This is a genomic window from Tsukamurella sp. NPDC003166, assembly GCF_040611135.1.
In the GTDB taxonomy this organism is placed as follows: Bacteria; Actinomycetota; Actinomycetes; order Mycobacteriales; family Mycobacteriaceae; genus Tsukamurella.
Window position 1 is genome coordinate 427,204 of record NZ_JBEXNL010000001.1, and the last position, 23,089, is coordinate 450,292.

The following is a 23,089-nucleotide window of genomic DNA, read 5'->3' on the forward strand; positions in this document are numbered from 1 at the left end:
TCAAGGGTAGGCGCCGTCGTCGTTCAGCGGGCGAAACGCGCGCGCACCCCGTCCTCCGTGAGACCGTAGTCGGCGAGGGAGTAGGTGTGGTTCGGGCGGCGGGCGCCGGAGCGACTGGCGTCGTGCATCGCCGACATCGACTGCCGCGCATCGTCGGTCAGTTCCAGCCCGAATCTCTCGTAGATGGTCCCGACGGTGCCGAGCGGGTCGGCGACGAGGTCGCGGTAGTCCACGTCCACGAACTGATCGCCGCGGCCGGCGGCGGTGTGCCGGGCGCGGGCCTCGTCGAAGGCATCGAGCCCGCGGGCCCAGGTGTCCAACTGGTCCGCCCCGATCGTCGCAGAGGTGAAGGCCGTCGACCAGCCCTCGGTCGCGTGCTGCGCCAGCGAGCAGACGGAGGCGATGATCGTCTCGGCCGGGCGATGGCACTGCACGATCAGCGCGTCGGGGTACACCTTGAGCACCGCGTCGAGCGCGAACAGGTGGCTGGGGTTCTTGAGCACCCACCGCTTTCCGGTGTCGTTCATGCCGATCAGCTGCAGGTTCCGCTTGTGCCGGCGGTACGCGGGCGTCCAGTCCTGCTCCGCCAGCCAGGCGGCGTACGACGGGACGTGCGCCAGGCATTCGTAGGAGACCGAGTGCACCGACTGGCGCAGCAGCTGCCAGCACTCCTCGACCTCCGAGGCCGACATGTAGTGCAGCCCCATGAATTCGGGGTGCTCGGTGTGGTGCTGCGCGTACTGCTCGTCGAGGAGCTGGTAGACGGGGTTCCCGGCCCAGGTCTCGCGCGGGGGCCGCGGCTGCGGCACCTCCGCCAGCCACATCTGCAGGCCCTGGTTGCCGGGGTCCGCGTCGAGCAAGCGGTGCAGGGCAGTCGTGCCGGAGCGGGGGAGGCCGGTGACGAACATCGGCCGCTCGACGGCGACGTCGGCGTGGCCGGGGTTCGCCGCGAACGCCGCCTCGCTGATGAGGCGCGCGGAGAGCGCGCCCCGGAGGAAGACGCGGGAGAGCTTGGAGCCGAGCTCGGTGAGCGCCGCCTCGTCGCGGTAGGAGTCGAGCAGGACCTGCAGGGCCTCGCGGTAGCCGTCCGACGGGTCGCCGAAGTCGCTGAGGCCGGTGCGCCGCATCGCGGACTCGTGCAGGTCGTCCACGGTTCCGACCAGGCGGCCGACGGCATGTGTGTTGTCAGACATGGAACTCTCCGCAGTTGACGTCGAGCGTCTGGCCGGTGATGCCGGACGCGCGGGGGGACGCGAGGAACAGGACGGCCGAGGCCACCTCGTCCTCGGTGGGCAGGCGCCGCAGGTCGGAGTTCTTCGCCGCATCGGCGTAGTCCTCCTCGACCGTGACGCCCTTGGTGCTCGCGCGGTACTCGAAGTAGGCCTTGAGCGTGTCGCCCCAGATCCATCCCGGCACCACGGAATTGATGCGGATGCCCTCGGGGCCGAGTTCGGTGGCGAGGGACTGCGCGAGCGCGAGCTGCGCCGTCTTGCCCGCCTTGTAACCGCCGTAGCGCAGGTCGGAGTGGCGGATCACCATCGAATTGACATTGACCACAGCGCCTTCGGCGGCGGCGAGGGACTCGCGGAAGGCGAGCACGGTGCGCAGCGCGCCGAGCGCCATGAGGTCGACGCTCTGCAGGATGTGCGCGGGGTCGGTCTTCGTCAGGCGCTGCATGGACGGGTACGTGAACGCGTTGTTGATCACCGCGTCGACCCGGCCGAACCGCTCCTGCACCTGCGCCGCGAGCGCGGTGAGCGAGTCCTCGTCGGTGATGTCCGCGGGGAGCGCGACGGCACCGTCGATCTCGGCGGCCATCGCGTCCAGGCGTTCCGCGGTCCGCGCGACGAGGACGACCTGCGCGGCCTCGTCGGCGAACCGTCGGGCGAGCACGGCGCCGAGGGCCGGCCCCGCCCCTGCGATGACGACGACCTTGCCGTCCAGTCCCAGTCCGGCCATCAGCCGACCATCCTTTCGCCGATGAGCCGCGCCCGCTCCGCGATGCGGGCGCGCCACGCGGCGCCGGCGATGCGGTTGGCCGCGTAGTGGGGGAGGTGCTGGGCGACGTCCGCGAGCGGGACCACCTGCGCGGTGGGCCCGTCGGCGGGAGTGAGGGGCGAGTCGGTGCGCTGCCACCGGAACTGGAGGTAGCCCCGACGGTGCCCGAGCGTCTCGGCCCAATTGGTGACGCCGGGATCGCCCTGCGACACCACGATCCGGATCATGCCGTCCGGATCCACCTGCGCCTGACTGCCGTTGAGCGAGGTCTGGTGGTGGATGTAGTCCAGCGAGATGTACCAGAGGCTGCCGAGCTGGAAGCCCAGGTACGGTGCGTCGCCACGGGGGACCGTGATGATGAGCGCCTGGTCGTCGGCGAGGTCGTAGTGGCCGACCGAGGAGAACTGGGTGGCGAGGCCGCCGGGCGTGAGCCGCGGCGCCGTCAGAGTGTTCACGGGCAGCGGGTCGTAGAACCACTTGGGGAACTGCAGCCAGGTCTTCACGCGGTTCACCAGTTGCTTGCCCGCGGCGGCGTAGCGCTTGGCGATGAGCTCGGGGGTGACCGGGGGCGGGGCGGTGCCCGCGGTGTCGGCGCGGGCGATGGCGAAGGTGCTGCGCTCCGCCGCCCAGTCGTCGAAGACCTCGCGGATCACCAACTGCGCCTTGCCGGGCGGGAGCCGGTAGTAGTCGGGTCCGGGCTCGCCGGGGCCGAAGCGGACCGCGAACCGGCCGTCGGCGTCGACGGTCAGCTCGCGGTCGTCGAAGGCGACGGTGCTGGCCGGCACGTTGTCGTCGGTGTACTCGCCGCCGCCCAGCACCTGGAAGCTGATGTCAGCGGTGGTACCGCGGCGGCCGGTGACCACGTACTCGTGCGCCCCGTCGACCCGCGCGCCGAAGTACAGCGTGTCCGGGTTGTCGAGGCCTATCTTGGTGAACGGCCCTGTGCCGCTGAGCAGGAACGGGTGGTCCTTGTCGAAGTGGAAGGCCCCGTGTACGCACGCCGCCACGCCCTGCGCGAGGTACTGCAGCCCTTCGAGCAGGTCGGCCTCGGTCTCGATGTGCGGTGCCGCGGCGACGAGGCCCTCGGCCTCGGTGATCGCCGCGACGAGCGGATCGCTGTACATCCCACCTCCGATAGTGGTACAAATGTGGACCAATCTAGTAGAACCTGTTCCAGACCGTAGGCGCAGGTGTCGAGACGTGTCAAGGGAGTGGCGATGACCGAACCGGTGGAATCCGCGGAGCGGGGCGCGGCGGGCCGGACCTCGCCCCCGACCGAGCGGGTGGTGGCGGTGCTGGAGTTCCTGTCCCGCCACGAGCGCGAGCGGTTCGGGATCTCCGAGCTGGCCCGTCGGGTGGGCCTGAGCAAGCCGACCTGCCTCGGCATCGCGACGACCCTGGTCGAGACCGGCTATCTGCTGCGTGACGAGCGGGACAAGAACTACCGGCTGGGCCCGGCGCTGATTCCCCTCGGCCGGGCGGCTCGCACCTCGCTGCGCGCGGACCCCGCGGGCGGCGACATCCTGGCCGGCCTCTGGGAGGCCTTCGGGCATCCGGTCTCGTTGTCCGGCGTCGTGGGGGACCGGGTGACGGTGCTCGATGTGGCCGTCGACCCGGGCCGCCCGGCGATGGTCAAGGTCGGCGACAGCTACCCGTTCACCCCGCCGATCGGGTTGATGTACGTGCTCTGGGACCGGACGGGGCGGCTCGAACGCTGGCTGGCCCGGGACCGGATCCGGGCCGACGGTGACCGGCTCGCCCGGGTGATCGAGGCGTGCCGGGTGGACGGCTACCTCGTGGAACTCCTCACTCCCGCGGGGCAGCAGCTCTATCGCCTCATGGCGGGCGTCCCGGGCGACATTCCGGCGGAGCTGCGCGCCCTGCTCGGCGAGGTGGTCGCCGGCATCGGCGACCGCGTCCATCTGCGCGGCGAGGCGGATGCGCCGGGGGAGAGGCGGAACGTCAGTGTGATCTCCGCGCCCGTCTACGACGCCGACGGCGCACAGGCGATGGTCGCGAGCCTCTACGTGAGCGACGAGCTCGACGAGCGGGCGATCGACGAGCGCGCGTCCGCGCTGATCGCCGCCGCCGACCGGGTGACGGTCCGGATCGGGGGCCACAAGCCCGGACGGTGAGTCGGCGTGATGATCCGGCGTTCGCGGGGCGTACATCGCCCACATGGCGGTGCACGCCGGGTGTAGCTGCGCAGAACGGGTGTGTTGGAACTCGCAGAGCGTCAGATCGGGTGATCGATCGACGTTGACAATGTGTGAGAACGCGTTCTACTCTCCAAATATCACAAATGGATCGTTATGGTCCAAATATGAACCGGAGGAGCGTATGTCGTCACCGACGCCCGTCATCGCCAGCGACGCGGCCGCTACCGAAGCGCCGCCAGAGGCGGCGGATCACCTGCGACGTCTCGAGGCGGAGGCGGTTCACATCTTCCGCGAGGTGGCCGCAACCTTCGAGCGTCCCGTCCTGCTCTTCTCTGGCGGCAAGGATTCGGTGGTGATGCTGCACCTCGCGGCGAAGGCGTTCTGGCCCGCCGCGATCCCGTTCCCGGTCATGCACATCGACACCGGCCACAACTTCGACGAGGTGCTCGCCTTCCGTGACGCGATGGCCCGCCGCATGGGGCTGCGCCTCGTGGTCGGGAGTGTGCAGGACGACATCGACTCGGGCGCCGTCGTCGAGCAGGCCGGGCCGGGCGCCACCCGCAATCGGCTGCAGACCGCGACGCTGCTGCGTACGCTCGGCGAGCACCGCTTCGACGCCGCCTTCGGCGGGGCGCGCCGCGACGAGGACAAGGCCCGCGCCAAGGAGCGGATCTTCAGCTTCCGCGACCGCTTCGGCCAGTGGGACCCCCGCGCGCAGCGCCCCGAGCTGTGGAACATCTTCAACGGCCTGCACCAGAAGGGCGAGCACATCCGTGTGTTCCCGCTCTCGAACTGGACCGAGCTCGACATCTGGCAGTACATCGCCGCTGAGTCGATCTCCCTGCCGTCGCTGTACTACGCGCACCAGCGCGAGGTGATCGAGCGCGACGGGATGCTGCTGTCCACCGGGCCGCTGGTCACGCCCCTGCCCGGCGAGACACCCGAGGTCCGGACCGTGCGGTTCCGCACCGTCGGCGATGCGACGTGCACCGGCGCCGTGGAATCGGACGCCACCACCCCCGAACAGGTGGTCGCCGAGGTGGCCGCCACCCGGATCACCGAGCGCGGCGCGACCCGCGCCGACGACCGGATCTCGGAGGCGGGCATGGAGGACCGGAAGAAGGAGGGCTACTTCTGATGGGCGCGCGAATGTTGTTGAGTGGCTTGCTGGTCGCGGAGACCGGAGAGGGGTACTTCTGATGGAGATCCTGCGCATCGCGACGGCCGGCAGCGTGGACGACGGCAAGTCGACGCTCATCGGGCGCCTGCTCTACGAGTCGAAATCCGTTCTGGAGGATCAGCTCAGCGCGGTCGCCGCGACGACTGCCGCCCGCGGCGAGGAGGGGGTGGACCTGGCGCTGCTCACCGACGGCCTGCGCGCCGAGCGGGAACAGGGCATCACGATCGACGTGGCCCACCGCTACTTCGCCACCGCTACTCGGAAGTTCATCCTCGCCGACACCCCGGGGCACGAGCAGTACACCCGCAACATGGTCACCGGTGCGTCGACGGCCGACGTCGCGCTGATCCTCGTCGACGCCCGGCACGGCCTCACCCGGCAGTCCCGCCGGCACACCTTCCTCACCTCGCTCCTCGGCGTCGAGCACATCGTGCTGTGCGTCAACAAGATGGACCTGGTCGACTTCGACCGCGCCCGGTTCGACGCCATCCGCGCCGAGTTCGCCGACTTCGCCGCCAAGCTCGAGGTGCACGACGTCGAGGCCATCCCGGTCTCCGCGCTCCTCGGCGACAACATCACCGAGCGCTCGGCGAACACCCCCTGGTACGACGGCCCGTCGCTGCTCTACCACCTGGAGAACGTGCACGTGGTGAGCGATAAGAACCTCATCGACGCGCGCCTGCCCGTCCAGTACGTGATCCGGCCCCGCGACAGCGACTTCCGGGGCGTGGCCGGCACCGTCGCCTCCGGGGCGTTCGCGGTCGGCGACGAGGTGGTCGCGCTCCCGTCGGGCTTCACCACGACGGTGGCCGAGCTCTACCGGCCCGGCGGCGCGAAGGCCGACCGGCTCGAGGCCGGGGAGGCCGCGTGCGTCCGGCTCGCCGACCACCTCGACGTGGGCCGCGGCGACGTGCTGTGCCGGCCCGCGAACCGTCCGCAGTCGGCCACGGACCTCGACACGACGCTGTGCTGGTTCTCGGACACCGCGAAGCTCACCGTCGGCGCCGAGTACCGGATGCTGCACGCGCACACCTCGGAGCCCGTGCGGGTGGAGGCGCTGGACTACCGGCTGGACACCAGCACCCTGCACCGCGATCAGGACGCCGCCGAGCTCGGGCTCAACGACATCGGCCGGGTGCAGCTCACCGCGCGACGCCCCGTCTTGTTCGACCCGTATCGGCGCAACCGGACCACCGGCAGCTTCGTGCTGGTGCACCCGCCGACCAACGAGACCGTCGCCGCCGGGATGATCACCGGCCCCACGCTCAAGTCGACCGCCGTCGTCTGGCACGGCGCGGCCGTGCGCCGCGAGGACCGGGCGACGCGGGGCGGTACCATCTGGCTGACGGGGCTCTCGGCGTCGGGCAAGTCGACGGTGGCGTGCGAGCTCGAGCGCCTGCTGGTGGCGCGCGGCGTCCCCGCCTACCGGCTCGACGGCGACAACTTGCGGCACGGACTCAACGCCGACCTCGGCTTCTCCGCCGCCGACCGCGCGGAGAACGTGCGCCGCGTGGGCGCCGTCGCGCAGTTGCTCGCGGATGCGGGGACGGTGGCGATCGCCTCGCTGATCAGCCCGTACCGCGAGGACCGCGACCGGATCCGCGCACAGCACGAGGAGGCGGGTCTGCCCTTCGTGGAGGTGTTCGTCGACACCCCCGTCGAGCTGTGCGAACAGCGCGACCCCAAGGGTATGTACGCCAAGGCGAGGGCCGGCGAGATCCCCGAGTTCACCGGGATCAACGCGCCCTACGAGGCGCCGGAGCGGCCCGAGTTGGTGCTGCGGCCGGAGGACGGCGAGCCCGCCGAACAGGCGCTGGTGGTGCTCGATCGCTGGCTGAAACTCCGGCCGTGAATCACCCGTCTAAACTGGGCTGGTGCACGTAGACACGGTGACCCACGCCGCCTCCACGCCCGATGTCGACCAGCCGTACCGTGAGCTCGGACTCAAGGACGACGAGTACCAGCGGATCCGCGAGATCCTGGGCCGCCGACCGACCGACGCCGAGCTCGCCATGTACTCGGTGATGTGGTCCGAGCACTGCTCCTACAAGAGCTCCAAGGTGCACCTGCGCTACTTCGGCGAGACCACCACCGACGAGATGCGGTCGACGATGCTCGCGGGCATCGGCGAGAACGCGGGCGTCGTGGACATCGGCGACGGCTGGGCCGTGACCTTCAAGGTCGAGTCGCACAACCACCCGTCGTACGTGGAGCCCTATCAGGGCGCGGCCACCGGCGTGGGCGGCATCGTCCGCGACATCATGGCGATGGGCGCCCGCCCGATCGCCGTGATGGACCAGCTGCGCTTCGGCCCGGCCGACGCCCCCGACACCCGCCGCGTGCTCGACGGGGTCGTGCGCGGCGTCGGTGGCTACGGCAACTCCCTCGGCCTGCCGAACGTGGGCGGCGAGACGGTCTTCGACGCTTCGTACGCGGGCAACCCGCTGGTCAACGCGCTGTGCGCCGGCGTGCTGCGCACCGAGGACCTGCACCTGGCCTTCGCCTCCGGCAAGGGCAACAAGATCATCCTGTTCGGTGCCCGCACGGGCCTCGACGGCATCGGCGGCGTCTCCGTGCTCGCCTCCGAGAGCTTCGACGCCGACGAGAAGCCCAAGAAGCTGCCGTCGGTGCAGGTGGGCGACCCGTTCATGGAGAAGGTGCTCATCGAGTGCTGCCTGGACCTGTACCGCGAGAAGCTCGTCGTCGGCATCCAGGATCTCGGCGGCGCAGGGCTGTCCTGCGCCACCTCCGAGCTGGCCGCGGCCGGCGACGGCGGCATGTTCATCGACCTCGACCAGGTGGCCTGCCGCGCGCAGGGCATGAGCGCCGCGGAGATCCTCTCCTCCGAGTCCCAGGAGCGCATGTGCGCCGTCGTGGCTCCGGAGAACGTCGAGGAGTTCATGGCCGTCTGCGCCAAGTGGGACGTGCTCGCCACCGTCATCGGCGAGGTCACCGACGGCGAGCACCTCGTCATCGACTGGCACGGCGAGACCGTCGTCGACGCCCCCGCGCGGACCATCGCCCACGACGGCCCCGTCTACCAGCGTCCCGTCGAGCGGCCCGCGTTCATGGACGCGCTCATCGCCGATACGACCGCCGGCCTGCGGCGCCCCGCGTCCGACGACGAGTTGCGCGCCACCGCGCTGAAGATGCTCGCCTCGCCGGCGCTGTGCTCGCGGCGCTTCATCACCGAGCAGTACGACCGGTACGTCCGCGGCAACACCGTGCTCGCCGAGCACGCCGACGGCGGCGTCATCCGCATCGACGAGACGACGCAGCGCGGCATCGCGCTGTCCACCGACGCGTCGGGTCGCTACACCTACCTCGACCCGTACGAGGGCGGCCGGCTCGCGCTCGCCGAGGCCTACCGCAACGTCGCGGTCACCGGCGCGACGCCGAAGGCCGTCACCGACTGCCTCAACTTCGGCTCGCCGGAGGATCCGGGCGTGATGTGGCAGTTCCAGCAGGCGGTGCACGGCATCGCCGACGGCTGCGTCGAGCTGGGCATCCCCGTCACCGGCGGCAATGTCAGCTTCTACAACCAGACCGGGTCCACCGCGATCCTGCCGACGCCCGTCATCGGCGTGCTCGGCGTGATCGACGACGTGCGGCGCCGCATCCCGACGGGTCTCGGCACGGAGCCCGGCGAGACGCTCTACCTGCTCGGCGACACCCGCGACGAGTTCGACGGATCCATCTGGGCGCAGGTCGAGCACGACCACCTCGGCGGCGTGCCGCCGAAGGTCGACCTGGGCCGGGAGAAGCTGCTGGCCGACGTGCTCACCGCGGCCTCGCGCGACGGCCTCGTCTCCGCCGCGCACGACCTCTCCGAGGGTGGCTTGTGGCAGGCCGTCGTCGAGGCCGCGCTCGCGGGCGAGACCGGCTGCCGCCTGCTGCTCCCCGAGGGCGCCCAGGATGTCGCAGGTGCGTTCGTCCAGCTCTTCAGTGAGTCGGCGGGCCGCGTCCTGGTCGCCGTCCCGCGGACCGAGGAGACTCGGTTCGCGGCGATGTGCGCCGCCCGCGAGCTGCCGGCCGTCCGCATCGGCGTGGTCGACCAGGGCAGCGACTCCGTGGAGGTCCAGGGCCGGTTCAGCGTGACGCTGGCCGACCTGAGCGCCGCGCACGAGGGCACCCTGCCCGCACTGTTCGGCTGATGGCGGCACCGTCGGGCGAGAACACCGCAGCGGCCGCGCCCGAGGAGGGCCTGCACGCCGGGCTGCGCGCCCGGCACCTGATCATGATGAGCCTCGGCTCCGCGATCGGCGCCGGGCTGTTCGTCGGCTCCGGCAAGGGCATCGCGGCCGCCGGGCCGGCGGTGCTCATCGCCTACGCGGTGGCGGGACTCGTCGTGATCGCGGTGATGCGGATGCTCGGCGAGATGGTCGCGGCCGACCCGAATCCCGGCGCCTTCTCCTACTACGCCGGCAGGGCGCTGGGGCCGGGCGCCGGCTTCGCCGTCGGCTGGCTGTGGTGGGTGCAGCTGTGCCTCGTCGTGGCCGCCGAGGCCGTCGCCGCCGCGGCGATCCTGAACGGGCTCCTGCCCGGCGGGCCGCCGGTGTGGGTGTGGGCACTGGTCTTCATGGTCGCGCTGACCGGGCTGAACCTGGCCGGGGTCCGCGGCTTCGGCGAGTTCGAGTTCTGGTTCTCGCTCATCAAGGTCGTGTTCGTAGGCCTCTTCCTCGTCGTCGGGGTGGGTTTCCTCCTGGGCTGGACGTCGGCGCCGTCGCCCGGGCTGGGCAACCTCACCGACTTCGCGCCCCACGGCATCAGCGGGGTCGTCGCGGCCCTGCTCGTGGTGGCTTTCGCCTTCGGCGGCATCGAGATCGTGGCCGTCGCGGCGGCCGAGACGCAGGATCCGGAGCGCACCGTCGGGCGGGCGATCCGCGCCACGGTGTGGCGGATCCTCCTCTTCTATGTGGGCAGCGTGGCCGTCATCCTGCTGGCCCTGCCGTGGCACGATCCCGCGGTCGCCGAGAAGCCCTTCGTGGCCGTGCTCGACGCGGCGGGGCTGCCGGCGGTCGGCACGACGCTCGGCGCGGTCATCGTCATCGCGCTGCTCAGCTCGCTCAACGCGAACCTCTACGGCAGCTCGCGGATGCTCTACTCCCTCGCCGAGCGTGGCATGGCCCCCGCAGCCGTGGGGCGGGCGAACTCCGCGGGCGTCCCCGTCCTCGCGGTGCTCGCGAGTTCCGCGATCGGCTTCCTCGCGGTGCCCGCGACGTACATCTGGGGCTCCGAGGTGCTGGACCGCCTGCTGGCCGTCGTCGGGTCCACGCTCATCGTCACCTGGCTCGCGACCATCGCCTCGCAGATCGTGTTGCGTCGCCGCGCCGAGCGCGACGGCACCCGGCTCCCGCTGAAGATGTGGGCCTACCCGTACCTGTCCTGGGCCGTGCTGGTGGTGCTGCTGGGCATCGTGGTGCTGGCCGTGCTCAACGACGACGTTCGCGACCAGGTCCTCTCGACCGCCGTCGTGGTGCTCGTGCTCTGGGGCATCGGGACGCTGCACGCCCGCAGGTCGTCGCCCGACGGTGCGGGGGTCGGCTCGATCGGTCGGCGCTAGTCCGCTCGGCGCTCGATGCCCAGCACCTGATCCCGCTCCCGGTCAGGGGCCGAGCGCCGCGAGGGGAATCACGTGCACGCCGTCCGGGCGGGTGTACGTCACGCGCGACGGGCTTCCTTCGACCGGTAGAGGCCGGCATCCGCGGCGGCGATCAGATCCTCGACGGTGCTGGTCCGTGCCGGCGCGACGGTCGTGCCGATACTGGCGCCGATCGTGATCGGCGGACCGTCGATCACCTCGATCGGCCGGCGCAGCGTCCGGTGGACCAACTGCGCGGCGTCGCGCGGCTGGAACGGGGGAGCGACCAGGACGGCGAACTCGTCGCCACCGACGCGGTAGAGCCGTCCGGTTCCGCCCAGGGCATCCTCCATCCGGCGGGCGACCGCGGCGAGCAGCGCGTCGCCGCCCGAGTGACCGAGATGGTCGTTGATCCGCTTGAAACCGTCGAGGTCGATGAGGCAGAACCCCGCCGGTGCGGGCAACGACTGCAGGTCCGCCGTGAGGGAGCGACGGTTCGGCAGGTCGGTGAGCGCATCGTGGTGGGCGAGGTGATCGAGCGTCATCTGTCGGGCGTGCAGCTCGGTCACGTCGTGGCCGACGCCGACGATCATCGCCGCCCTACCGTCGCGGACCGGGGTGCGGCTGGTCGCCCAGCGGACCACTCCCGGACGATCCCCGATCAGCACCCCGTGCGCCTCGAGGAACACGGTCGCCTTCTCCTCGTCGACGAGGGCCAGCGTGCGCAATGCGCGGGCGACCTCGTCCGGATCGTCGGACAGTAGGGGCAGGATGTCGTCGCCCGCGCCCCCCATCCGGGCGCGGTTCGCCTCGATGAGATCGCGCATGATCGGGCTGGCGGACAGCACCGCGCCCTGCTCGTCGGCGACGAAGACCGCGAGTCGCGCGTGCTCGAACATCATTCGCAGGCGCGCCTCGGCCTGGCGCTCGCCCTCTTCGGCGGACCGTCGGGCCCGCTGGGTCGCGCGGTGCACCACGGCCTGGCCGTCGATGATCCGCCGGGTGAGCGCCTCGGCGTAGCCGGCCGTGTACTCCGCGAGTATCAGGGCACTGCGGCGCCGCGCCTCCGCCGACGGTTCCCGCGACAGGGCGTCCGGGAGCGCGGCGATGGCGCGCCCGCCCGCTGCGGCGCCCTCGGGCACGGTGATCTGCAACGACACCAGGAGGCGGCCGACATCGCGGCCGACGGTCGGATCGAAGTCGTCCGCGCCGAATGCGGCGATCATGCGCTGGAACGCCGTGAGCAGCTCCGCGCGGACCGTCGACACGGGCAGCGGGAGGTAGACGTCGTCCGCGATCGCCATCAGGAATTCGTCCACGAGCAGAGCCACGACGGACTCGCCGCGGGCGAGGAATCCCAGCGGCGAGGACGAGTCCGGCATTGATCCTCCTCCTCGACCGACAGTGGCTCCATACTACGTGCGATCGGCTAGATTCTTACAGCGATGATGGAATCTCAAAGCTGCTGTACCGGTACGGCCGTACCGGAAAATCTCGACATGGACCGGCCGAACGGTTCTCGCCTGTACAACTACTTCCTCGGCGGCACGAGTTACCTCCCCGTGGACCGGGACGCGGGGGAGGCCATCACACGGGCCGCCCCGCACTGGGCGCTCGGCGCCCGCCTGACGCGGACCTTCGCGCGCCGCGCCGTGCAGACGATGGCCGCGGCCGGTATCGACCAGTTCCTCGATCTCGGCTCGGGCATCGGCGCGGGTGGATCCGTCCACGAACTGGCCCGTCTCGTGACTCCGGACGCCCGCGCCGTGTACATCCACCACGAGCCGATCGCCTACGAGCTCAGTCGTGAACTGATCGGCGAAGATCCGTACGCCGCCGTACTCAAACTCGACATCAGTGACCCGGACGCCGTCCTGAACCATCCGGTCACGCGCGGGCTCATCGATTTCGACCGGCCCGTCGGTGTCCTCGTCGTGGGGGGCTTCGTGTTCGTCCCCGACGAGGCCGGGCCGGCGGAACTGCTGCTGCGCTACCGCGCGGCGTTGGCGCCCGGCAGCTACCTCGCGCTGTCCCAGGTCTCCGACGACTCCGCACACGCCGAGGTCTCCGCCGAACTGGAGTGGGTGCGGAAGCGGTACGCGGCGACGTCGTCCCCGCTGCACGTGCGCCCGCGTACGGAGGTCGCCTCGTGGTTCGACGGGATGGAGCTGGTCGAGCCGGGGTTGGTGCGGTACGGCAGGTGGCGGCCCGAGTTCCCGCTCACCGCGGCGCAGCTCCGGTGCGACTACGGCTACGTGGGCCTCGGGCGCGTCGTCGGGAACCGCTAGCCGGGCTGGATCGGCAGCGTCGCGACGATCCGGTCGGGCGACGGTGCCGCCGCGCCGCCGGGACGCTCGACGGAGATGCCGAACGAGGTGGCGTCATCGATCGCGACGACCGCGGCCGTCGTGGTGGGACGCACGTCCTGCTGGGTCATCGTGCCCCGCGAGCGGGCGCCGCCGCCGGGGTCCATCAGCCACATCTGGTAGACCGTGCCGTCCTTCGGCGGCGGCACGTCGTTCATGAGGACGACGCCGGCGTTGCGCTCGCGGGAGTAGATGAACGAAATGGTCGCGTCGCCGACTCGCGCCTGCGCGGTCCGCGCGTCGGGCGCGGCGAGCACGATCTCGGTGTCCGAGCCGGTGCGGCCCTGATCGGGGGCGAGTTCGCGCCCCACGAGCACGCCGCCGCCCACCGCCACGACGACGACCGCGGCCGCTGCGAGCACCCGGAGAGTGCGCCGCGAGATACCGCGGCGATGGCGGATGGGGACGGCGCGGGGATCGTCGGCGATGCGGCTGAGCACGTTCTCGAAGGTCTCCGCCGGCGGCTCCTCGGCGTAGGTGGCGGCCTGGGCCGCCATCGTCTCGCGAGTGGCGCGGACCCGGGCGTCGAACTCATCCCGGGCCTCCGGATCCGCGGCGCGGAGAGCCGATTCCACCGCGGCCCGCTCCTGATCGCCGAGTGCGTGCAGGGCGTAGACCTCGGCGAGGTCGAGGAACTCGGCGTCACTGTGTTGTGGATTCACGATGTCGCTCCGAGCGGACCGAGGCAGCGGCGCAAGCGCGCGATACCGTCCCGGATCCTGGTCTTGATGGTGGGCAGCGGCGCGTTGAGCCGCTCGGCGACCTCGCGATAGGTGTGGCCGCCGTAGTAGGCCAGGGTCACCGCATCCCGCTGTGCGGTGCTGAGGGTGTCCAGGCAATCGGTCACCGCGCCGGCGTCCTCGTTGCGTTCTGCGGCTTCGGCGACCACGTCGTGCGGGCGTTGGAAGCTCTCGTGCGCGAAGGCGTTCTCGCGCTCGCCCCGGGCCCGCTCGGACCGCACGCGGTCGACGGATCGACGGTGCGCGATCGTCACCAGCCAGGCCTCCGCGGAGCCCCGTTCGGCGTCGAAGTCGCCCGCTTTGCCCCACACCTCGAGGTAGACCTCCTGGGTGATCTCCTCGGCATAGCCTCGGTCGCCCACGACGCGGACGGCGGTCCCGAAGACGAGGTGCCCGGTGCGCTCGTAGAGCCCCCGGAAAGCGCCGACGTCCCGCGCTGCGACGCGGCGCAACAGCCCGTCGGCGGGGGTCCGGCCAGTGGTCATCGGCGCTACTCCTTCGTTCTTCCGTACGGTATCGGCTCCGGTCGTTCCCGGCGCGCCGAACCGCGGTCGTTCGAGGAGCAACACGATGTCACGGGAGTGTGCAGAGCGGGGCGACACGCTCGAGCCCGCCGGTCGTCGGCGTGCTGAGGATGGTGCAGCTGTTATACCCCAGACGGTCCGCCGTGGAGTGGATCTCCGCCCAGCGCGCGGCTGGTACCGACGGGGTGCGGGAGAGCACGAACGCGCTGCGTCGCGCCGGATCGCCGACGAACGCCCACGAGTAGTCCGGTGCGAGAGCGGCGATCACGTAGTTGGGCGGACCGTCGAGCGATTCCTGCGTGGGCACGCCGGGAAAGCTGACGTGCAACTGCGCTCCGGTGCGCGGGTCGGTGACCCGGGCGTTCCCGGTGATCGTCGACTGCGACCCGGTCCAGGTCGTGCAGGTGTTGCGGACCGCGACGTCGGTCGTGTCGAGGACGCGGTACACCGCGGTCGTGTCGCGCGCGCATTGCAGGCTGAACGGGGCGGGCACGGTGGCCAACTGGTGCCAGGTGCCGGTGTACCGGGCCACATCGACCCGGGCGACCGGGGCGAGCGGCGCCGCGGCGGCCGGCGCCGCGGTGGGTCCAGCGAGGGTGAGGACGGCGACGCCGGCGAAGACGGTGCGGTTCATCGGGATTCTCCTCGGGGTGGTCGGGGCAGGAAGAATGATGTGCGAGCGGCGTATTCGGCCCAGCCGGGGCGGCGGCTCATGAAGCGCTCCAACCGGCGGGCGCCGGTGGCGTGCACCAGGAAGTAGGTCATCAGAGCGGGCGACAGGACGGTGAGGACGCCGGGCCACGCACTTGCGGCGATCAGCCACAGACCCCACCAGACGCAGGCGTCGCCGAAGTAGTTGGGGTGCCTGGTCCACGCCCACAGGCCGCGGTCGATGATCCGGCCGTGGTTGGCCGGATCGGCCTTGAACGCGCGGAGCTGGTGGTCGCCGACCGCCTCGAAGGTGAAGCCGGTGAGCGCGAGCGCGACGCCGACCATCAGCACCGCCGTCCACGGCCCCGCCGTGTGGTCCGCCGCGCCAGACACCTGCACGGGCAGCGAGACGAACCACTGCGCGGCGCCCTGGACCACGAAGATCTTCCGGATCACCGTGCCGACACCGCCGCCGGCGCGCTCCAACATATCGGTGTACCGCGGATCTTCGCCCCTGCCTGCCGACTTCACCCACATGTGCCAGGAGAGGCGGAGCCCCCACACCGTGACGAGTGCCGTGACGATCCACCCCCGCACCGGATCACCTCCGCCCAGGCCGAGGGCGATCCACGCCACCAGCACGATGCCTGCGCCCCAGGCCACGTCGACGGTGTTGTACCGCCCGATCCTGTGCCCGACGGCGAAAGTCACGGCCTGGAGCACGGCGAGCATCGCCACGGAGACGACGGTGACGAGCAGGAACCCGGTCATCGCGCGGCCCCCTCGGTGAGGACCATCTGCTGGACGTCGATGTAGCCCGAGCGGAATCCGGCCTCGCTGTAGGCGAGGTAGAACTCCCAGAGGCGTTGGAACGACGGGGTGTCCGCCGGCGCCGGCAGGGTGTGGGGGTCGGCGAGGAACCGCTCGCGCCACAGTCGCAGGGTTTCGGCGTAGTGCGGGCCGAACCGATGCCGGGAGCGGATCGCGAGCCCCGCTCGAGCGGCCGCGGCGGCGATGGCCTCGGTCGACGGCAGCATCCCGCCGGGGAAGACGTACTTCTGGATCCAGGTGTAGGTGTGCAGGGTCGCCAGCATCCGCTCGTGCGGCATCGTGATCGCCTGCAGCGCGATCCGGCCGCGGGGCGCGAGCAAACGGGCGAGCACGGCGAAGTACTCGTCCCAGTGCGCCGCGCCGACGGCCTCGATCATCTCCACGGAGATGATCGCGTCGTACTCGCCGTCCACTGCGCGGTAGTCCAGGAGATCCACACGCGCCCTGTCGGTGAGGCCCGCCTCGGCGATGCGCCGCCGCGCCAGGCCCTGCTGCTCGGTCGAGAGCGTCACCGACCGCACCGTCGCCCCGCGGCGTGCGGCGCGCAGGCACAGCTCGCCCCAGCCCGTCCCCACTTCGAGGACGCGGGATCCGGGGCCCACGTCGGCGGCGTCGAGGAGCCGATCGACCTTGGCGCGCTGGGCGTCCGAGAGAGCCTCCCATGTCGCTCCCGTGGCATCCGGGGCCCGGGTGAGACCGGGCGCACCGTCGGGGATCTCGACGGGGGAGAACAGCGCACTGGAGTAGGTGAGCGTCTCGTCGAGGAACCGCGCGAACAGCGCATTGGACAGGTCGTAGTGGTGCGAGACATTGGCCCGGGTGTGCTGCGGCGCGCCGATCTCGGTGCGCGGTCGGGCGATCGCCGCGAGCGGCCGCAGTGCCTGGATCCACCGCGGCACCAGGTCGGGCATCCGGGTGGCGAGCGCGGTCAGGGCGCCGGCCAGGTCCGTCGAGTCCCAATCGCCGGCCACGTAGGCCTCGCCGAAGCCGATCAGCCGGGCCGTACCGATCCGGCGGCCCGCCGCACCGGGCCGGACGAGCCGGATCGCCGGACCCGCGGGCGCCGGGTCTCCGCGGTTCGACAGCGCGACCCCGGTGCGGGCGGCCGCGCGCCGCAACAGGATCCGGGCGGCGATCCCGAGGGCGCGGGGGAGCGGTCCGTCGGGCGCCGGCGCGGACGGCCGGGGCGAGCGGGCGGGTCGGACATCGAGTTCGGCGGTCACGGTTGCGCTTCCTGTTCGACGGTGTGCGGACGTTCGACGGTGTGCGGGCGGGGCACGAGGGGAAGGCCGGCGGCCCACAGGCGGATGCCGTGCACCCGGATGCGTGCGGCGACGACGAGGGGGACGAGCGGCGCGCGCAGCTGCGCGGCGAGGATCGACCGTGTCGTGGCGGGCCTGCGCGTGCCGCGCCAGTGAGCGAGAAAGGGCGGCAGCGCCTCCCGCTCGAGGGTCACGTCGATCGCGAGCCGCTCACCCGGCTCCGGCATCCGGAGCCGGTACTCGCCCTCGACGGCGTTGAAGGGGGAGACGTAGAAGCTCTTGTCGACGCACGTTCCCGTCATCGCCGACGCGTCCAGGACATAGGCGTGCCGGCCGCCGTAGGTGTTGTGCACCTCGGCGACGACCGCCCGCACGGCGCCGTCGGCGTCGTGACACCAGAACACCGTCAGCGGATCGAAGACGTAGCCGAGGCAGCGGGCGTTGAGGAGGGCGGTGATCCGGCCGGCCGGCAGGTCGATCCCGGCACGGCGCAGGCTCGCCTCCACCCGGCGGCGGAGGGTGTCGGGGCCGGCGTCCACGGGCGCGAGGTGGTCCGCCGCGCGGAATCCGACGAGCGGTCGCAGTGCCCACGGCACGCGGGGCGGGACGTCGACATCGATGAACCAGCTCGCGCTCCGGTACCGGAAGCGGTGGGGGATCGGACCGCGCCGGATGTGGCTGATCTCGGTGTCGTACAGCGTGTTCGATTCGGTCACAGCCGCACCCCGGCGATCCGCTCGGCGGCCCGCAGGCCCGACACGGCACCGTCCTCGTGGAAGCCCCAGCCGTGGTAGGCGCCGGCGTAGGCGAGCACCGGGCCCGACAGCTCGTCGAGGCGTTGCGCGGCAGCCACCGACTCCGTGCTGAACGACGGATGCTCGTAGTCGAGCTCGGCGATCACGGTGCGCGGGTCCACGAGATCCGCGCCACCCAGGGTGACCAGGACGGTCGTGCCGCCGCGCGGCAGGCCCATCAGTCGGGTCATGTCGTAGGTCACACAGACCCGCCGGCCGTCGGCGGTGGTGAGGTGGTTCCACGACCCGCGGGCGTGTTCGTTCCGGGGGAGCAGGGAGGTGTCCGTGTGCAGCAGAGCGGGATTGGGGGTGTACCGGATCGCGCCGAGAAGCTCGCGTTCGAGGATCGTCGGCGCGTCGAGCAGCGCCAGCGCCTGGTGCGGGTGGACGGCGACGACGGCGCCGTCGAACTCCGTTGCCGCGCCGGTCTCGTCGACGACCCGGACGCCCGGGCCGGTCCGCCGCAGGCTGCGCACCTCCGTGCCGGTGCGCACGTCCGCGACGCCGGCGGCGACCTTCTCGACGTACCGCGCGGATCCGCCGATGACGGTGCGCCACTGCAGCGATCGCCCCACCGACAGCATCCCGTGGTTGGCCAGGAAACGGAACAGATGGCGGGCGGGATAGGCGCCCACCTCGTCGGGCGGGCAGGACCACACCGCGGCCACCAGCGGACGAAGGAAGCCCCGGACGAGGCGGTCGCTGAGTCCTGCACGCCGGACGAAGTCGTCGAGCGGCAGGTCGACGCCGGTGCCGTGGAGGTGTCGCCGTGCCGCGCGATGGAACCGAGGCACCTCCGCGAGCAGGCGCAGGTGCTGCGGGTCGGACAGATGGCGCGGGGTGGGGAACAGGCCGCGGAACCCCTTGCCGCCGGCGAACTCGACGCCGCGCGCGTCGTCGCGGAGGGACATGCTCATCTCGGTCTCGCGGGTCGCCACGCCGAGTTCGTCGAACAGATCGCACAGCACCGGGTAGGTGCGGTCGTTGTGGACGATGAAGCCGGAGTCGACGGGCACGGTCCCGCCGGGCCCGAGGTCCACCTGGTGTGTGTGGGCGTGCCCGCCGAGGCGTTCGTCGCGCTCGTACAGGGTGACGCGCGCGGTCCGGCTCAGGCGGTGCGCGGCGACCAGGCCGCTGACGCCGCTGCCGATGACCGCCACGTGCCTCTTCCGATGATCCATACCGCCTATTCGGAGCGGATGGCGGTGCGGATGGGATTTTCTCCGAGAAGTTTTCGGTCCTGCGCCCGGCCGGATCCGGGGTTAGCGTGGAGGCATGGGCATACGGCGATCCGCAATCATCGAGGCACCCGTCGACGAGGTGTTCGCCTGGTTCTCGCGACCGGGCGCGTTCACCAGGCTGATGGCGCCGTGGGTGCCGATCCGCCTGGTTTCGCAGGCGGATTCACTCGCCGACGGCACCACAGTGCTGGGCCTGCCCGGCGGCCTGCAGTGGCTCGCCCGGCACGACCCGCAGGCCTACTCCCCCGGGCGACGCTTCGTCGACGAGGTGGCGGCGGACGGCGTGCGGTCGCTCCCCGCCGGCATCTTCCCGTGGCGGCACGTGCACGGTTTCGAGCCGGTCGACGAGGGCCGCACCCGCGTCTCCGACGACGTGTCCACCCCGGTCCCGGAGGCCCTGCTGGCGAGCGCGATCGACTTCCGGTACCGCAGGCTGGAGGGCGACCTGGCGGCGCACCGTCGGGCCGCGGAAGCCGGACTGACCCCCTCGACGGTGGCGGTGACGGGCGCGTCCGGCCTGGTCGGCGCCGACCTGACCGCATTCCTCAGCACGGGCGGGCACCGTGTGATCTCGCTGGTCCGGCACGCGCCGACAGGGCCGGACGAGCGCCGATGGGACCCGGCGGCGCCCGACCCGGCGGCGCTGGAGGGCGTGGACGCCGTGGTCCACTTGGCGGGCGCGAGCATCGCGGGTCGGTTCACCCAGGCGCACAAGGACACGATCGTCGGTAGCCGCATCGAGCCCACGCGCCTGCTCGCCCGCGCCGCGGCGGAGGCGGGCGTGCCGGTGTTCGTGAGCGCGTCGGCCGTCGGGTACTACGGGCGCGACCGGGGCGACGAGGCGCTCACCGAAACCTCTTCCGCGCCCTCGGAACCGGATTTCCTCTCCGAGGTGGTGCGGCAGTGGGAGGACGCGGCGCACGACGGCGCCGGGGACGGGACGCGGGTGGTCACGGTCCGCACCGGCATCGTCCAGTCGCCGCGAGGCGGCACCCTGGGGCTACAACTCCCGCTGTTCCGGGTGGGCCTCGGCGGGCGCCTGGGCGACGGCCGGCAGTGGCAGCCCTGGGTCGGCATCGACGATCTCGTCGACGTCTACCACCGGGCGATCTGGGACACGGGCCTGTCCGGCCCGGTCAACGCCGTCGCGCCGGGCGTGGTCCGCAATGCGCAGTACACCAGGGCCCTCGGCCGGGCCCTGCATCGGCCGACGGTGCTGCCCGTTCCGTCGTTCGGGCCCGCATTGCTCCTCGGGCGCGAGGGCGCCGACGACCTGGCCTTCGCCTCGCAGCGGGTGCGGCCGGCGGTGCTGGAGGAGCGGGGCCACGTCTTCAGGCAGCCCACGATCGAGGGCGCACTGCGGCACCTGCTGGGCTGAGCCGCCGGTCAGACCTCCCAGGTGTGGACGGGCTTCCCCTCGTGCATCAGCTGGACGTAGTCGGTGAGCATGCCGCGCAGCGCCTGGTGCCGGGTTTCGCCGGCCTCCTCGCGGGCGGCGACGGCAGCGCGCTGCCAGCTCGAACCGGTCTGGCGGGTGATGCAGCGGCCCTGCAGGACCTCCATGTACCGCTCCCGCGATCGCGAGCCCACGCCGTAGGACTTCAGACCCGCGTCCATGAGCGGGAGGAGCCGGCGCAGGACCAGTTCGTCGGGCCGGATCCAGCCGACGTTCGGCCAGTACAGGCCCGCATCGAAGGCGTCGCGCGCGCCGGAGTGCAGGTTCTCCGTCGCGGCGTCGAAGCTCATCTGCGTCCAGATCGGACGGTCCGCCTCCACGAGCGCCCGGACCACGCCGTAGTAGAAGGCGGCGTTCGCCATCGTGTCCACCACAGTGGGGCCGGCGGGCAGCACGCGGTTCTCGACGCGCAGGTGCGCGTGGCCGTCGACGACGTCGTACACGGGCCGGTTCCAGCGGTAGACGGTGCCGTTGTGCATCCGCAGTTCCGGCAGTTCTGGGGATCGGCCCGCCGCGACCTCCGCCAACGGGTCGACGTCGCTGCACACGGGCAGCAGCGCCGGGAAGTAGCGGGTGTTCTCCTCGAACAGGTCGAAGGTGGAGGTGATCCACCGTTCGCCGAACCACACGCGCGGCCGCACCCCCTGGTTGCGCAGCTCGATCGGGCGGGTGTCGGTGGCCTGCTCGAACAGGGGGATGCGCGTCTCGTGCCACAGCGCCTTGCCGGCGAGGAAGGGCGAGTTCGCAGCGATCGCCACCTGCACGCCCGCGATGGCCTGCGCGGCGTTCCAGTGCGCCGCGAAGTCCTCCGGCGCCACTCGCAGGTGCAGCTGCAGCGACGTGCACGCCGCCTCGGGCAGGATCGTGTCAGAGGTGATGTCGAGCCGCTCACCGACGACGGCGCCGGGCAGGGGGGCGCCCTCGATGTCGATCTCGATGTCCTCGCCGCGGGCTGCGAAGACCTGCTCGTTGAGTAGGTCGTAGCGCGGGTTCGCCGAGAACCACTGCTTGCCGAAATGCTCCTCCTCCAGCGTGGGGAGCATGCCGATCATCACCAGGTTCGAACCGGCAGCGCGGGCGCGCTCGTCGGCGCGGTTGAGCGAATCCCGCAGCGAATCCTCGAGATTGAGCGTGTTCTGGTCCACGAAGGGGCGCGGCGCGACGTTGATCTCGATGTTGAACTGGCCCAGTTCGGTCTGGAAGTCGGGGTCGGCGATGGCCTCCAGCGCATCCGCGTTGGCCATCGCCGGCTCCATCTCGTCGTCGACGAGGTTGAGCTCGACCTCCATGCCGAGCAGCGGTTCCGGCGGGGCACCGTCGTCCGTGAACAGGCCCTCGGCGAGCATGCGGGCGATGGCGTCCGTTCCGCGCTGGACCTGGCGACGGAACCGCATCCGGTCCTCGCGCGTGAACACCCTGGCATCGACATCGGCACCCATGGTTCGCAGCTTGGCAGAACCACCGCGGCGCGCGGGCGGAATCGGGGCATCCCGGAACCGCACTTCGCGATCGCAACACGTGTCGCTACAGTGTGACCACCGACAGTGTTCTTCGACACTGCAAACACACTAGGAGTTCACGTGCGCACTCTTCGGAACACGCTCGCCGTCGGCACCGCCGTCGTCGCACTCGTCGCCCCGGCGTCCGTCGCCATGGCGGATCCCGCCGGCGCGCCGACCACCCCCGTCGACCAGTTGCTGCTCGCCGACGGCGAGTTCCCGGCGGGCTACGAGGTCATGCCCTTCTCGGTCGCCGATCGGCTCGAGATGATCGCGCCGCTGAACCAGTTCCAGAGCAAGGTCACGGTGACGCCGGCAGAGTGCGCTCCCACGGTGTCCGCACTGCAGCAGCATGCCGGCGACCTCCCGATGGTCAGTGCGTTCAGCGACCGCACGACGACCGGCCTCGTCGAGGTGCTCTCCGCCAAGCCGGCCGCGGTCAACGCCGCCGCGCTGCAGAACTGCAGCAACGTCAAGGTCGAGTTGAAGCCGTCCGAGCAGGTCCCGGCCAAGGCGCTCATCAACATCACGTTCGCGCAGGTCTCCGTGGCGGGCGTCCCCGCCGGCACCACCGTCATCGCGGCGCGGGGCACGGGCACTGTGACCGTCAACGGCAAGGACGGCAAGCCCGGCAAGGAGCGCGCCGTCAACGTCAACCAGATCGAGGGGGTCAACCAGGTCCGCGGCTACACCGTCGTGGTGACCGCCTCCGGCTCGCAGGGTGGCCGCCTCGACCGGGCCGGCTTCGCACAGACCCTCACCAAGGCCGTCGACAAGGTGCGCGCGGCCCGCTGATGCGGGCCGGGC

The 23,089-nt window shown here is 71.5% G+C and carries 20 protein-coding genes; 8 read left to right on the plus strand and 12 right to left on the minus strand.

Annotated elements, in window-relative coordinates; all coding sequences use genetic code 11:
* Positions 1-23: 23 nt before the first annotated feature.
* The 3 genes from ABZX10_RS02060 to ABZX10_RS02070 are packed head-to-tail and all read right to left on the minus strand — an operon-like array spanning position 24 to position 3,122.
* Complete coding sequence (locus ABZX10_RS02060) at positions 24-1,193, minus strand: sulfotransferase (RefSeq protein ID WP_355533985.1); 1,170 nt, start codon at positions 1,191-1,193, stop codon at positions 24-26.
* Positions 1,186-1,959, minus strand: a complete 774-nt coding sequence (locus ABZX10_RS02065; RefSeq protein WP_355533987.1) for an SDR family oxidoreductase — start codon at positions 1,957-1,959, stop codon at positions 1,186-1,188. The genes ABZX10_RS02060 and ABZX10_RS02065 overlap by 8 nt, the downstream gene beginning before the upstream one ends.
* On the minus strand, positions 1,959-3,122 hold the full coding sequence (locus ABZX10_RS02070) for a hypothetical protein (protein ID WP_355533989.1): 1,164 nt from the start codon (positions 3,120-3,122) through the stop codon (positions 1,959-1,961). Before ABZX10_RS02070 ends, ABZX10_RS02065 begins: the two co-directional genes overlap by 1 nt.
* Positions 3,123-3,215: 93 nt before the next feature.
* On the opposite strand from ABZX10_RS02070, the gene ABZX10_RS02075 reads away from it, so the two are divergent.
* The 5 genes from ABZX10_RS02075 (at position 3,216) to ABZX10_RS02095 (ending at position 10,900) form a co-directional block, all read left to right on the plus strand.
* On the plus strand, positions 3,216-4,133 hold the full coding sequence (locus tag ABZX10_RS02075; RefSeq protein WP_355533991.1) for a helix-turn-helix domain-containing protein: 918 nt from the start codon (positions 3,216-3,218) through the stop codon (positions 4,131-4,133).
* Positions 4,134-4,338: 205 nt separating this feature from the next.
* Positions 4,339-5,295, plus strand: coding sequence for a sulfate adenylyltransferase subunit CysD (gene cysD / locus ABZX10_RS02080; protein ID WP_355533993.1), 957 nt, complete (start codon positions 4,339-4,341; stop codon positions 5,293-5,295).
* 61 nt (positions 5,296-5,356) lie between these two features.
* Positions 5,357-7,189 (plus strand): adenylyl-sulfate kinase, encoded by a 1,833-nt coding sequence (gene cysC, locus ABZX10_RS02085; RefSeq protein WP_355533995.1) that lies wholly within the window; start codon positions 5,357-5,359, stop codon positions 7,187-7,189.
* A 22-nt stretch (positions 7,190-7,211) separates the two neighbouring features.
* Entirely contained in the window at positions 7,212-9,491 is a 2,280-nt protein-coding gene (gene purL / locus ABZX10_RS02090) for a phosphoribosylformylglycinamidine synthase subunit PurL (RefSeq protein WP_355533998.1), read from the plus strand.
* Positions 9,491-10,900, plus strand: a complete 1,410-nt coding sequence (locus tag ABZX10_RS02095) for an amino acid permease (RefSeq protein ID WP_355534000.1) — start codon at positions 9,491-9,493, stop codon at positions 10,898-10,900. The genes purL and ABZX10_RS02095 overlap by 1 nt, the downstream gene beginning before the upstream one ends.
* 98 nt (positions 10,901-10,998) lie before the next feature.
* Here ABZX10_RS02095 and ABZX10_RS02100 read toward each other — a convergent pair whose 3' ends face one another.
* Positions 10,999-12,300 carry a sensor domain-containing diguanylate cyclase gene (locus tag ABZX10_RS02100; RefSeq protein ID WP_355534002.1) on the minus strand — a complete coding sequence of 434 codons (1,302 nt, stop codon included), beginning with the start codon at positions 12,298-12,300 and terminating at the stop codon, positions 10,999-11,001.
* Between the two features lie 66 nt (positions 12,301-12,366).
* On the opposite strand from ABZX10_RS02100, the gene ABZX10_RS02105 reads away from it, so the two are divergent.
* Positions 12,367-13,206, plus strand: a complete 840-nt coding sequence (locus ABZX10_RS02105; RefSeq protein ID WP_355534086.1) for an SAM-dependent methyltransferase — start codon at positions 12,367-12,369, stop codon at positions 13,204-13,206.
* Here ABZX10_RS02105 and ABZX10_RS02110 read toward each other — a convergent pair.
* The 7 genes from ABZX10_RS02110 to ABZX10_RS02140 all read right to left on the minus strand — a co-directional run bounded on the left by ABZX10_RS02110 (position 13,203) and on the right by ABZX10_RS02140 (position 19,267).
* Complete coding sequence (locus ABZX10_RS02110; RefSeq protein ID WP_355534004.1) at positions 13,203-13,946, minus strand: anti-sigma factor; 744 nt, start codon at positions 13,944-13,946, stop codon at positions 13,203-13,205. The two genes, ABZX10_RS02105 and ABZX10_RS02110, sit on opposite strands and share 4 nt — an antisense overlap.
* A complete protein-coding gene (gene sigK, locus ABZX10_RS02115) occupies positions 13,943-14,509 on the minus strand; it encodes an ECF RNA polymerase sigma factor SigK (RefSeq protein ID WP_355534006.1) in 567 nt (188 codons plus the stop codon). The genes ABZX10_RS02110 and sigK overlap by 4 nt, the downstream gene beginning before the upstream one ends.
* 88 nt (positions 14,510-14,597) lie before the next feature.
* Complete coding sequence (locus ABZX10_RS02120; RefSeq protein WP_355534008.1) at positions 14,598-15,182, minus strand: lipocalin family protein; 585 nt, start codon at positions 15,180-15,182, stop codon at positions 14,598-14,600.
* Positions 15,179-15,970, minus strand: a complete 792-nt coding sequence (locus ABZX10_RS02125; RefSeq protein ID WP_355534010.1) for a DUF1295 domain-containing protein — start codon at positions 15,968-15,970, stop codon at positions 15,179-15,181. Before ABZX10_RS02125 ends, ABZX10_RS02120 begins: the two co-directional genes overlap by 4 nt.
* A complete protein-coding gene (locus ABZX10_RS02130; protein WP_355534012.1) occupies positions 15,967-17,253 on the minus strand; it encodes a class I SAM-dependent methyltransferase in 1,287 nt (428 codons plus the stop codon). The genes ABZX10_RS02125 and ABZX10_RS02130 overlap by 4 nt, the downstream gene beginning before the upstream one ends.
* Entirely contained in the window at positions 17,250-18,008 is a 759-nt protein-coding gene (locus ABZX10_RS02135) for a DUF1365 family protein (protein ID WP_355534014.1), read from the minus strand. Before ABZX10_RS02135 ends, ABZX10_RS02130 begins: the two co-directional genes overlap by 4 nt.
* Positions 18,005-19,267 (minus strand): FAD-dependent oxidoreductase, encoded by a 1,263-nt coding sequence (locus ABZX10_RS02140; RefSeq protein ID WP_355534016.1) that lies wholly within the window; start codon positions 19,265-19,267, stop codon positions 18,005-18,007. Before ABZX10_RS02140 ends, ABZX10_RS02135 begins: the two co-directional genes overlap by 4 nt.
* 94 nt (positions 19,268-19,361) lie before the next feature.
* Here ABZX10_RS02140 and ABZX10_RS02145 point away from each other — a divergent pair, with 94 nt between their 5' ends.
* The gene (locus tag ABZX10_RS02145) at positions 19,362-20,705 is read left to right on the plus strand and encodes a TIGR01777 family oxidoreductase (protein WP_355534018.1); all 1,344 of its coding nucleotides are present in this window, start codon (positions 19,362-19,364) and stop codon (positions 20,703-20,705) included.
* A gap of 8 nt (positions 20,706-20,713) precedes the next feature.
* Here ABZX10_RS02145 and ABZX10_RS02150 read toward each other — a convergent pair whose 3' ends face one another.
* Positions 20,714-22,222: a glutamate-cysteine ligase family protein gene (locus ABZX10_RS02150; RefSeq protein WP_355534020.1), complete on the minus strand. Its 1,509-nt coding sequence runs from the start codon at positions 22,220-22,222 to the stop codon at positions 20,714-20,716.
* A gap of 141 nt (positions 22,223-22,363) precedes the next feature.
* Between ABZX10_RS02150 and ABZX10_RS02155 the strand changes: the two genes are divergently transcribed.
* Entirely contained in the window at positions 22,364-23,077 is a 714-nt protein-coding gene (locus tag ABZX10_RS02155; protein WP_355534022.1) for a hypothetical protein, read from the plus strand.
* The last annotated feature ends 12 nt before the right edge of the window (positions 23,078-23,089 follow it).

What these genes read in the sequence shown, in the direction of transcription:
- ABZX10_RS02060 (WP_355533985.1), bottom strand. Translation starts at nt 1,193, where the DNA reads ATGTCTGACAACACACATGCCGTCGGCCGCCTGGTCGGAACCGTGGAC.
- ABZX10_RS02065 (WP_355533987.1), bottom strand. Translation starts at nt 1,959, where the DNA reads ATGGCCGGACTGGGACTGGACGGCAAGGTCGTCGTCATCGCAGGGGCG.
- ABZX10_RS02070 (WP_355533989.1), bottom strand. Translation starts at nt 3,122, where the DNA reads ATGTACAGCGATCCGCTCGTCGCGGCGATCACCGAGGCCGAGGGCCTC.
- ABZX10_RS02075 (WP_355533991.1), top strand. Translation starts at nt 3,216, where the DNA reads ATGACCGAACCGGTGGAATCCGCGGAGCGGGGCGCGGCGGGCCGGACC.
- cysD (WP_355533993.1), top strand. Translation starts at nt 4,339, where the DNA reads ATGTCGTCACCGACGCCCGTCATCGCCAGCGACGCGGCCGCTACCGAA.
- cysC (WP_355533995.1), top strand. Translation starts at nt 5,357, where the DNA reads ATGGAGATCCTGCGCATCGCGACGGCCGGCAGCGTGGACGACGGCAAG.
- ABZX10_RS02095 (WP_355534000.1), top strand. Translation starts at nt 9,491, where the DNA reads ATGGCGGCACCGTCGGGCGAGAACACCGCAGCGGCCGCGCCCGAGGAG.
- ABZX10_RS02100 (WP_355534002.1), bottom strand. Translation starts at nt 12,300, where the DNA reads ATGCCGGACTCGTCCTCGCCGCTGGGATTCCTCGCCCGCGGCGAGTCC.
- ABZX10_RS02105 (WP_355534086.1), top strand. Translation starts at nt 12,367, where the DNA reads ATGGAATCTCAAAGCTGCTGTACCGGTACGGCCGTACCGGAAAATCTC.
- sigK (WP_355534006.1), bottom strand. Translation starts at nt 14,509, where the DNA reads ATGACCACTGGCCGGACCCCCGCCGACGGGCTGTTGCGCCGCGTCGCA.
- ABZX10_RS02120 (WP_355534008.1), bottom strand. Translation starts at nt 15,182, where the DNA reads ATGAACCGCACCGTCTTCGCCGGCGTCGCCGTCCTCACCCTCGCTGGA.
- ABZX10_RS02125 (WP_355534010.1), bottom strand. Translation starts at nt 15,970, where the DNA reads ATGACCGGGTTCCTGCTCGTCACCGTCGTCTCCGTGGCGATGCTCGCC.
- ABZX10_RS02140 (WP_355534016.1), bottom strand. Translation starts at nt 19,267, where the DNA reads ATGGATCATCGGAAGAGGCACGTGGCGGTCATCGGCAGCGGCGTCAGC.
- ABZX10_RS02145 (WP_355534018.1), top strand. Translation starts at nt 19,362, where the DNA reads ATGGGCATACGGCGATCCGCAATCATCGAGGCACCCGTCGACGAGGTG.
- ABZX10_RS02150 (WP_355534020.1), bottom strand. Translation starts at nt 22,222, where the DNA reads ATGGGTGCCGATGTCGATGCCAGGGTGTTCACGCGCGAGGACCGGATG.